The organism is Allobosea sp. CER48 (assembly GCF_044752385.1).
GTDB lineage: Bacteria > Pseudomonadota > Alphaproteobacteria > Rhizobiales > Beijerinckiaceae > Allobosea.
This window is the reverse complement of sequence record NZ_JBIWYK010000063.1, coordinates 1-10,196: the sequence shown is the minus strand read 5'-3', so window position 1 is coordinate 10,196 and position 10,196 is coordinate 1. Positions and strand designations below refer to the sequence as shown.

Sequence of the window (10,196 nt, the reverse complement as noted above, 5' to 3'; positions counted from 1 at the left end):
GCTGCGAGGACACAGTGGGGAGGAAAGCGCCCGTTGCGGCCGCAAAGCCTGCAATCCCCGATTCTTAATCGGCTCGCCTGTCTTGCAAGGGCGGGAACACCCTCACTATATACGCGCCCAAGGGGCGGTTTAACCACCGTCAAACGTGGAATGCCGGTTTCGTTCGCCGCTGAAGCGGGGGCGGCCCGGTCCATGGGCTGGCAGGCGACGGGAATGCGTCGCAGGTCGGCGATCTGCTCAATCGAAAGGGATCCCATCCATGGGTAAAGTCATTGGTATCGACCTCGGCACGACCAACAGCTGCGTTGCAGTGATGGAAGGCTCGACGCCGAAGGTCATCGAAAATTCGGAAGGCGCGCGCACCACGCCCTCCATCGTCGCCATCACGGATGACGGCGAACGTCTGGTCGGCCAGCCGGCGAAGCGTCAGGCCGTCACGAATCCGGAGCGCACCTTCTTCGCGATCAAGCGCCTCATCGGCCGCACCTACGACGACCCGATGACGCAGAAGGACCTCAAGCTGGTCCCCTACAAGATCACCAAGGCCTCGAACGGGGATGCCTGGGTGTCCGCCGACGGCAAGGAATATTCGCCGTCGCAGATCTCGGCCTTCACGCTCACCAAGATGAAGGAGACGGCGGAGGCCTATCTCGGCCAGCCCGTCACCCAGGCCGTCATCACGGTTCCCGCCTATTTCAACGACGCCCAGCGTCAGGCCACCAAGGATGCCGGCAAGATCGCCGGCCTCGAGGTGCTGCGCATCATCAACGAGCCGACGGCCGCTGCGCTGGCCTATGGCCTCGAGAAGAAGTCGTCCGGCACCATCGCGGTCTATGACCTCGGCGGCGGCACCTTCGACGTCTCGATCCTGGAGATCGGCGACGGCGTCTTCGAGGTGAAGTCGACCAACGGCGACACCTTCCTCGGCGGCGAGGACTTCGACATGCGCCTCGTCGAGTATCTCGCCGATGAGTTCAAGCGCGAGCAGGGCATCGACCTGAAGAAGGACAAGCTCGCCCTCCAGCGCCTGAAGGAAGCGGCCGAGAAGGCCAAGATCGAGCTTTCGAGCGCGGCCCAGACCGAGATCAACCTGCCCTACATCACGGCGGATGCCTCCGGTCCGAAGCACCTCGCCATCAAGCTCTCGCGCGCCAAGTTCGAGAGCCTGGTCGACGATCTCATCCAGCGCACCATCGAGCCCTGCAAGAAGGCGCTCAAGGATGCCGGCCTGTCGGCGGGCCAGATCGACGAGGTCGTCCTCGTCGGCGGCATGACCCGCATGCCGAAGGTGCAGGAGGTCGTGAAGCAGTTCTTCGGCAAGGAGCCGCACAAGGGCGTGAACCCTGACGAGGTCGTCGCCATCGGCGCCGCGATCCAGGCCGGCGTCCTCCAGGGCGACGTCAAGGACGTGCTGCTGCTCGACGTGACCCCGCTGTCGCTCGGCATCGAGACGCTGGGCGGCGTGTTCACGCGCCTCATCGACCGCAACACCACGATCCCGACCAAGAAGAGCCAGGTCTTCTCCACCGCCGAGGACAACCAGAACGCGGTGACGATCCGGGTCTTCCAGGGCGAGCGCGAGATGGCGGCCGACAACAAGCTGCTCGGCCAGTTCGACCTGATGGGCATTCCGCCGGCGCCGCGCGGCATGCCGCAGATCGAGGTGACCTTCGACATCGACGCCAACGGCATCGTCTCCGTGACGGCGAAGGACAAGGCCACCAACAAGGAGCAGCAGATCAAGATCCAGGCTTCGGGCGGCCTCAGCGAGGCCGACATCCAGAAGATGGTGAAGGATGCCGAGGCCAACGCCGCGGAGGACAAGAAGCGCCGCGAGCTGGTCGAGGCCAAGAACCAGGGCGAGAGCCTCGTTCACTCGACCGAGAAGTCGCTGAAGGACTATGGCGACAAGGTCTCGGAGACCGACAAGGGCGCGATCGAGACCGCCGTCGAGGCGCTCAAGACCGCGCTGACCGGCGAGGACGCCGAGGCCATCCAGGCTCGCACCAACGAGCTGATGCAGGCCTCGATGAAGCTCGGCGAGGCGATGTATGCGGCGAGCCAGGCGGAGGCCGGTGCTCCCGAAGGCGAGACGACCGAGGAAGCCAAGAAGGACGACGTCATCGACGCCGACTTCAAGGACGTCTCGGACGACAAGAAGAAGAGCGCGTAACCCGCGCTCGTCGCGGAACGCGACTGGATGGCCGGGCTCGAGACCCGGCCATCTCGTTCCGGGACAGCGTGAAGGCAGGTCGAACAACGCCTGTCGCGCATGGCCGGGCCGAAGCGCCCGGCCGTGGCGCGTCAAAGGCAAGGGGCAGACGTTTCGATGTCGAAGCGAGACTACTACGAGATCCTCGGCGTGAGCCGGACCGTGACGGAGGTCGAGCTCAAGAGCTCCTTCCGCAAGCTCGCGATGCAGCATCACCCGGACAAGAATCCCGGTGACCATGAGGCCGAGATCAAGTTCAAGGAAATCAACGAGGCCTACCAGATCCTATCGGACGGGCAGAAGCGGGCGGCCTATGACCGCTTCGGCCACCAGGCCTTCGAGAACGGTGGTGGGGCCGGCGGCAACGCCGATTTCTCCGACTTCATGTCGGATATCTTCGATTCCTTCTTCGGCGACGCCCGCCGCGGCGGCCCGCGCAGCGCCAATGGCCGCGAGCGCGGCGCCGATCTGCGCTACAATCTCGAGATCGGGCTGGAAGAGGCCTTCACCGGCAAGAACGCCTCGATCCGGGTGCCGAGCTCGGTTTCCTGCGAGGCCTGCTCGGGCACCGGCGCCAAGCCCGGCTCCAAGTCGCGGCAGTGCCCGACCTGCGGCGGGCATGGCCGCGTCCGCGCGAACCAGGGCTTCTTCTCGGTCGAGCGGACCTGCCCGACCTGCTCCGGCCGGGGCGAGATCATCGACGATCCCTGCAAGAACTGCAGCGGCGCCGGCCGCGTCACGCGCGAGCGCACGCTCTCGGTGAACATTCCCGCCGGCGTCGAGGATGGCACCCGCATCCGGCTTGCCGGCGAGGGCGAGGCCGGGCTGCGCGGCGGGCCCGCCGGCGACCTCTACATCTTCCTGTCGATCAAGCCGCACGCGATCTTCCAGCGCGACGGCGCCGACCTGTTCTGCCGCGTGCCGATCGGGCTGGTCTCGGCCGCGCTCGGCGGCGAGATCGAGGTTCCCACGCTCTCGGGGGAGCAGGCACGGGTGAAGATCCCCGAGGGGACCCAGACCGGCAAGCAGTTCCGCCTGAAGGGCAAGGGCATGAGCGTGCTGCGCTCGCGCGATGTCGGCGATCTCTACATCCAGGTCGTGATCGAGACCCCGCAGAAGCTGACGGCGCGTCAGCGCGAACTGCTCGAGGAATTCGAGCGCGAGAGCTCGCACAGCAATCATCCGGAAACCGCCGGCTTCTTCGGCCGGGTCAAGGATTTCCTCGGCGGGCTCGGGGGCACGGCCTGAGCCACATCAGGCATGCAGACGCGAAAAGGGCCGCCCGGAAGGGCGGCCCTTTTGCCTTGAGGCGGGTGCCTCAGACCTTGTCGACGGCCTTCTTGACCGCGTCCTTGCCCTTGCCGAGCGCCTGCTGGGCCTCGCCCTTCAGTTCCTGCGCCTTGCCCTCGGCTTCCCATTCCGGCTTGTTCATCGCCTTGCCGGCGGCCTGCTTGACGTTGCCGGCGGCCTCGTTGGCCATGCCCTTGATCTTGTCGGTGGTGCTGCCCATCGGGAGTCTCCTGCTGGTTCCGGTGCGAGTGATCGCGTCCGTGAAGGCAACGGCGATTCGGGCACCGGGTTCCACGCCCGGTTCATTCAGCCGCCGGGAGCGGCCAGGGCATGGAGAGCCTCTGCGGTGGCGGCGTCCGCCGGAAAGAAGGTTTCCAGCGCGAGCTCCGACAACGTGATGTCGACCGGCGTTCCGAACACGGTCGTGGTCGATATCAGCGACAGCACCGCGTCGCCGAGCCGGAGCTGCATGGGGACGACGATGCCGGCCTCGGCCTCGATGTCATGGTGGCCTTTCGCGGCTCCGCCGGGCTGCGGGTAGTCGGAGAGCTCGCCGAGCAGCGCGCCCAGCGTGCCGTCAGCCGTCGCCCGGACCTGCTGGCGCAGCCGGGCCAGAAGATGGTCGCGCCACTCCCCGTAATTGACGATGAAGGGTGCGAGCCCCTGCGGATGCAGCGAAAGGCGCAGCACGTTGACCGGCGGCCGCAGCAGCTCCGCGTCGGCGACGAGGCCGAGCAGCCGCGTGACCGCGCCATTGGCCGCGAGCAAGGTCCAATGCCGGTCGACGGCGAGCGCCGGATAGGGCTCGTGGCCCTTGAGGATCAGGTCGATCGCGCTCCGGGCCGCCTTGAGCGTGGGGTCCTCGAGCGAGCGTTCCAGATAGATCGGCGCATAGCCGGCGGCCAGAAAAAGGGCGTTGCGCTCCCGCAGCGGCACGGTGAGGTGCTCCGCGAGCAGCAGAACCATCTCGCGGCTGGGGCGCGAGCGGCCGCTTTCGATGAAGCTCAGATGCTTCTGCGAGATCTCGGCCTCGAGCGCGAGATCGAGCTGGCTGAAGCGGCGGCGCTGCCGCCAGTCGCGCAGCAGCGTGCCGATGGAGGGGGCGTGGTGCTTGTTCATGGCAGCAAGCTAGCGGTCCCGGTGGTCCGTTCCAATTACCTCCCGCTTAATCGACGGCGGGACGCGAACCCGGCAGCATCCCGGCATCGAAACGGGCTGTCCGCCCACAAGCCGGAAGGAAATGCCATGTCGCTCATCCAGTCCTCGCCGCTGCTTCGCAACGCTCTCGCCCTCGATGCCGCCGCCTGTGCCGGCATGGGCCTGCTGCTCGCTGCAGCTGCCGGTCCGCTCGCCACCCCTCTCGGCCTGCCCGAGGCATTCCTGCGCGATGCCGGCATCGTGCTGCTGCCTTGCGCCGCGCTGCTCGGTCTTTTCGCCAGCCGCAGCGTGCTGCCGCGCCTCGCGATCTACGCGGTGATCGGCGTGAACCTCGTCTGGATCGTCGACAGCATCGCGATCCTGCTGATGGGGTGGTTCGCCCCGACCGGCCTCGGCATCGCCTTCGTGCTGGCCCAGGCCGCTGCCGTGGCCATCGTCACCGAACTCGAGGTGATCGGCTTTAGGCGCTCGCCGGCGCAGGGCGTTCCCGGCGCGGAGGAAGCGAGCCTGCGCTGAGACTGTCACGCAGCTGTCGCATGGGCTCTCTAGCCGCGGATATCCTTTTCCTCCAGCGGGGTCCGTTCCATGCGCCAGCCTCTCGTTCTCGCGGCTCTCGCCTCCTTGCTCCTCGCCGGCACGGCCGGCGCGGAGCCGATGTTCAACCGGGTCGCCACCTTCTCCGTGCCGCAGAACCTGCCGGCCGATCGCGATCCCGCCAGGAAGACCGTCTCCGAGATCATCGCGGCCAATGGCGACGGCACGCTGCTCGCCTACACCGATGCCGAGCAGAAGGCGCTCGGCCTGATCGACATCGCCGATCCCGCCGATCCCAAGCCTGCCGGCTTCGTGCCGCTCGAAGGTGAATCCACCTCCGTCACGATCCTCGGCGACAAGGCCTTCGTCGCCGTCGTCACCTCGGGCGACAACTTCAAGGAGCCGGCCGGCCATCTCGCCACCGTCGATCTCAAGACGAAGCAGGTCGTCGCCAAATGCGATCTCGGCGGCCAGCCCGACTCGGTGACGCTGACGAAGGACAGGGGAAAGATCGCGATCGCGATCGAGAACGAGCGCGACGAGAAGCTCAACAAGGGCGCCCTGCCGCAGCTTCCCGCCGGCAACCTCACCCTGATCGGCATCAAGGACGGCACGATCGATTGCGCCAGCCGTCAGGTCGTCGATCTCACCGGCCTCGCCACGGTCGAGCCGACCGATCCGGAGCCCGAATTCGTCGATGCCAACCAGGACGGGCTCGTCGTGGTGACGCTGCAGGAGAATAACCACATCGTCGTCGTCGACAGCCGCAACGGCAAGGTCGTGACGCATTTCTCCGCCGGCTCGGTCGATCTGAAGAACATCGACAAGACCCGCGACGGCAAGATCAGCCCGACCGAGGAGCTGAAGGGCGTCGCGCGTGAGCCGGACGCGGTCCGCTGGCTCGACAACGATCGCTTCGTCACCGCCAATGAGGGCGACTGGAAGGGGGGCTCGCGCGGCTTCACGATCTTCCGCAAGGACGGCACGGTCGAGTTCGATTCCGGCTCCGACGTCGATCACATCGCCATGCGCCTCGGCCATTACCCGGACAGGCGTTCGGCCGCCAAGGGCAGCGAGCCCGAGGGCATCGAGGTCGCGGCCTATGGCAATGACCGGTTGATCTTCGTCGGGCTGGAGCGCGCCTCGCTGGTGCTGGTCTACAAGGATGAGGGCGCAGGCCAAGCGCCGCGCTTTCTGCAGGCGCTGCCGACCGGCATCGGCCCGGAGGGTCTGCTCGCCATCCCGCAGCGCGATCTCTTCGTCTCGGCCTCGGAGACGGATGCCGGCGAGAAGGGCGGCGCGCGCTCGGCCGTGATGATCTATCGCCGCGCCGAGCAGGCGGCCGCCTATCCGACGATCCAGTCCGCCGATGAAAACGGCCTGCCGATCGGCTGGGGCGCGCTCTCCGGCCTCGCCGCTGATCGCGCGGCGCCGGGCAAGCTGTTCTCGATCACCGACAGCGCCTATGCGCCCTCGCGCATCCTCGCGATCGACGCGACCGCGAAGCCCGCGAAGATCACGGGGGCGATCACCGTGACGAAGGACGGCAAGCCTGTTTCCTATGATCTGGAGGGCATCGCGACCCGTGAGGGCGGCGGCTTCTGGCTGGCCTCGGAGGGCAATCCGGAGAAGAAGGATGCGCCGCTCGCAGACATCCTGCTGCGCGTCTCGGCCAAGGGCGAGGTCGAGGACGAGGTCGTCCTGCCGGAGGCTCTGGCGAAGCATGCGGTTCGCTTCGGCTTCGAGGGCGTCGCCGTGACGGGAACCGGCGCGGACGAGACCGTCTGGATCGCCGTACAGCGCGAATGGAAGGACGATCCCAAGGGCAAGGCCAAGATCCTCTCCTACAAGCCGGCGACCAAGGAATGGGGTGTGCTCCACTACCCGCTGTCGCAAGCTGCGGCCGGGTTCTGGATGGGGCTCTCGGAGCTCGTTGCGCTGGGCGACGATCGCTTCGCCGTGATCGAGCGCGACAACGGCTTCGGCGCCAGGGCGGCGAAGATGCTCCAGACCTTCTCGGTGAAGGGGCTGAAGCCGGCCGCGGTCGGCGCGGCGGAGATCCCGACAGTGACGAAGACCCCGCTGCGCGACCTGACGCCGGACCTGATGAAGGCCGGCGGCTACGGGCTCGACAAGGTCGAGGGCATGGCGGTCGACAAGGCCGGCCATCTCTTCGTCGTCACCGACAATGACGGCGTCGACGAATCCTCCGGGGAGACCCAGTTCTTCGCCTTCGGCCTGCTGCCGCGCTGAGACAAGGCAACAAAAAGCCCCGGACGCATGGCGTCCGGGGCAAGGCGCCTGGCCAATGGACAGCCAGGTGGGAGGAGACGGTTACCAGCCGGCGAGCACGGCGCCCTTGTAGCGCTCCGCGATGAAGCTCTTGATCTCCGGGCTGTGATAGGCCTCGAGCAGGGTCTTGACCCAGGGCTTGTCCTTGTCGGCGGCGCGGACGACGACCAGGTTGGCGTAGGGCCCCTTCGCGTCCTCGCGCAGGATGGCCGAGGCCGGGTCGATCTTGGCGTCGACGGCGTAGTTGGTGTTGATCGCGGCGGCGGCGACGTCGGCCAGCGAACGCGGCGTCTGGGCGGCCTCGAGCTCGATGATCTTGAACTTCTTCGGGTTGGCGGTGATGTCGGCGACGGTCGGCTTGAAGCCGACGCCGTCCTTGAGCTTGATCACGCCCTTGTCCTGAAGCAGCAGCAGCACGCGCCCGCCATTGGTCGGATCGTTCGGGATGGCGATGGTGGCACCCTCCGGGATCTCGGCCCAGCTCTTGTACTTCGACGAATAGATGCCGATCGGGAAGTTCACGGTCAGGCCGACCTTGACGATCTTGTAGCCGCGGTCCTTCACCTGATTGTCGAGATAAGGCTCGTGCTGGAAGGAGTTGGCCTCCAGCTCGCCGGCATCGAGCGCCTGGTTCGGCACGACATAATCGGAGAATTCGGTGATCTTGAGGTCGAGGCCCTTCTGCGCGGCGATCGGCTTCACCTTCTCGAGGATCTCGGCATGCGGGCCGGGCGTTGCGCCGATGCGGATCACCTGGTTCTGGGCGAAGGCGGGGCCGGCGGCGAGGGCCAGCGAGAAACCGGCGGCGATCGCGGCGCGGCGGCTGAGGGAGATGGTCATGGTCGCAGTTTCCTTCGGTATGAAGCGATGAATTGAAGGGTCAGGCGTGGCGCAGGCGCTTGTTCAGGCGGCGCGCCAGGCGGTCGCCGAAGCTCTGCACGAGCTGAACGAGGACGATGAGCACGGCGACGACGGTCGCCATCACATCGGGCATGAAGCGCTGGTAGCCGTAGCGGATGCCGAGGTCGCCGAGGCCGCCGCCGCCGACGGCGCCGACCATGGCCGAGAAGCCGATCAGGCTGACCACGGCCAGCGTCAGGCCGAGCACGATCGCCGGCAAGGCCTCCGGCACCAGCACCTTGCGCACGATCTGGACGGGCGTGGCGCCCATGGCGCGGGCGGCCTCGACCAGCCCCTGGTCGACCTCGCGCACCGCGCCTTCGATCAGGCGGGCGATGAAGGGCGTCGACGCGACGGTCAGCGGCACGATCGCGGCGGCCGTGCCGATCGAGGTGCCGGCGATCAGCCGCGTGAACGGGATGATCGCGACCACGAGGATGATGAAAGGAGTCGAGCGCGTCGCGTTGACCAGGACGCCGAGCAGGGCGTTGGCGGCGGGCGCCGCGAAGAGCTCGCCGCGTTTGCTCGTGGCGAGGAAGACGCCGAGCGGCAGGCCGAGCAGCGTGCCGATGCCGGCTGAGACGGCGACCATGGCGAGGGTGTCGAGCGTCGACTGCCAGATCAGGCGGATGAGTTCAGGAGACATGGCCGATGACCTCCGCCTTGAGCCCGAGGCCCTTCAGGGCGCTGAGCACGGCTTCGCTTTCCGGCGCGCGCGAGGGCACCGAGACGAGCAGGCTGCCGAAGGGCTGGCCGGCGATGGCGTCGATCCGCCCGGCCAGGATGTTGACGTCGACGCCGACGACCGCGCTCAACCTGCTGATGACCGGGGCGGTGGCGTTCTCGCCGATGAAGGTGATGCGGAGGACGAGGCTGTCGCCCGGGCGGGCCTGCGTGCGTATGCGGCCTGCGAGATGCTCGGGCACCTCGACGCCGGTCACCGCCTCGACGAAGAGGGCCGTGGTCGGATGCTGCGGGCTGGTGAAGACCGAGAAGGTCTCGCCCTGCTCGACGATGCGCCCGCCCTCGATCACCGCGACGCGGTCGCAGATCTCCTTGATGACGGGGATCTCGTGGGTGATCAGCAGGATGGTGATGCCGAGCTCGCGGTTGACCTGCTTCAGCAGGGCCAGGATCGAGCGGGTGGTCTCCGGGTCGAGCGCCGAGGTCGCCTCGTCGCAGAGCAGCACCTTGGGATCGGTGGCGAGTGCGCGGGCGATGCCGACGCGCTGCTTCTGGCCGCCCGAGAGCTCGGCCGGATAGCGCTCGCTCTTGTCGGCGAGGCCCACGAGCGCCAGCAGCCTTTCGACCTTGGCGGTGATCTCGGCCCGCGGGGTGCCGGCGATCTCCAGCGGCAACGCCACATTGTCGAAGACGGTGCGCGAGGAGAGCAGGTTGAAGTGCTGGAAGATCATGCCGATGCGGCGACGTTCCGCGCGCCAGCCGGCTTCGCTGAGGTTCGTGACCTCCTTGCCCTCGATGAGGATGCGGCCGGCCGTGGCGCGCTCGAGCCCGTTGACGAGCCGGATCAGCGTCGACTTACCGGCGCCGGAACGGCCGATCACGCCGAGGATGCTGCCGGCGGGCACGTCGAGATCGATTCCGGCGAGCGCACTGACGGGCTGCTGGCTGCTGCGCGCTGCATAGGTCTTGCCGACCTGCTCGAAACGGATCGCAGGTTCGGCGACGGAAACGGGCAGGGCGCCGGCGGTCAATGCGCCGGGTCTGACGGGGGCGTTCATCATGTCCTCAGAAATGGGTATGCGACGACCAATGCGGAACAGGCTGCTCGTGCAGGCTGTCGCGCACT

At 67.3% G+C, this 10,196-nt stretch carries 9 protein-coding genes; 4 read left to right on the top strand and 5 right to left on the bottom strand.

The window, feature by feature from the left end; all coding sequences use genetic code 11:
- The first annotated feature begins 259 nt into the window (after positions 1–259).
- Together dnaK and dnaJ are read left to right on the top strand one after the other, a co-directional pair.
- Positions 260–2,173, top strand: a complete 1,914-nt coding sequence (gene dnaK / locus ACIPIA_RS04485) for a molecular chaperone DnaK (RefSeq protein WP_400507079.1) — start codon at positions 260–262, stop codon at positions 2,171–2,173.
- 156 nt (positions 2,174–2,329) lie between these two features.
- Positions 2,330–3,460 carry a molecular chaperone DnaJ gene (gene dnaJ, locus ACIPIA_RS04480; protein ID WP_400507077.1) on the top strand — a complete coding sequence of 377 codons (1,131 nt, stop codon included), beginning with the start codon at positions 2,330–2,332 and terminating at the stop codon, positions 3,458–3,460.
- A 70-nt stretch (positions 3,461–3,530) separates the two neighbouring features.
- Here the strand turns inward: dnaJ and ACIPIA_RS04475 are convergent, their stop codons facing one another.
- On the bottom strand, positions 3,531–3,722 hold the full coding sequence (locus ACIPIA_RS04475) for a CsbD family protein (protein ID WP_400507075.1): 192 nt from the start codon (positions 3,720–3,722) through the stop codon (positions 3,531–3,533).
- A gap of 86 nt (positions 3,723–3,808) precedes the next feature.
- Positions 3,809–4,621 carry a helix-turn-helix domain-containing protein gene (locus ACIPIA_RS04470; RefSeq protein ID WP_400507073.1) on the bottom strand — a complete coding sequence of 271 codons (813 nt, stop codon included), beginning with the start codon at positions 4,619–4,621 and terminating at the stop codon, positions 3,809–3,811.
- Between the two features lie 126 nt (positions 4,622–4,747).
- On the opposite strand from ACIPIA_RS04470, the gene ACIPIA_RS04465 reads away from it, so the two are divergent.
- Both ACIPIA_RS04465 and ACIPIA_RS04460 read left to right on the top strand, forming a co-directional pair.
- Entirely contained in the window at positions 4,748–5,176 is a 429-nt protein-coding gene (locus ACIPIA_RS04465; RefSeq protein ID WP_400507071.1) for a hypothetical protein, read from the top strand.
- A 69-nt stretch (positions 5,177–5,245) separates the two neighbouring features.
- Complete coding sequence (locus ACIPIA_RS04460) at positions 5,246–7,447, top strand: esterase-like activity of phytase family protein (RefSeq protein ID WP_400507069.1); 2,202 nt, start codon at positions 5,246–5,248, stop codon at positions 7,445–7,447.
- 81 nt (positions 7,448–7,528) lie between these two features.
- On the opposite strand, the gene ACIPIA_RS04455 is transcribed toward ACIPIA_RS04460, so the two are convergent.
- Genes ACIPIA_RS04455 through ACIPIA_RS04445 form a run of 3 tightly spaced genes read right to left on the bottom strand, consistent with a single transcriptional unit; the run spans position 7,529 to position 10,128 of the window.
- Positions 7,529–8,326, bottom strand: coding sequence for a MetQ/NlpA family ABC transporter substrate-binding protein (locus ACIPIA_RS04455; RefSeq protein WP_400507067.1), 798 nt, complete (start codon positions 8,324–8,326; stop codon positions 7,529–7,531).
- Positions 8,327–8,366: 40 nt separating this feature from the next.
- Positions 8,367–9,032: a methionine ABC transporter permease gene (locus tag ACIPIA_RS04450; protein ID WP_400507066.1), complete on the bottom strand. Its 666-nt coding sequence runs from the start codon at positions 9,030–9,032 to the stop codon at positions 8,367–8,369.
- Positions 9,022–10,128, bottom strand: coding sequence for a methionine ABC transporter ATP-binding protein (locus tag ACIPIA_RS04445; protein ID WP_400507064.1), 1,107 nt, complete (start codon positions 10,126–10,128; stop codon positions 9,022–9,024). The genes ACIPIA_RS04450 and ACIPIA_RS04445 overlap by 11 nt, the downstream gene beginning before the upstream one ends.
- Between the last annotated feature and the right edge of the window lie 68 nt (positions 10,129–10,196).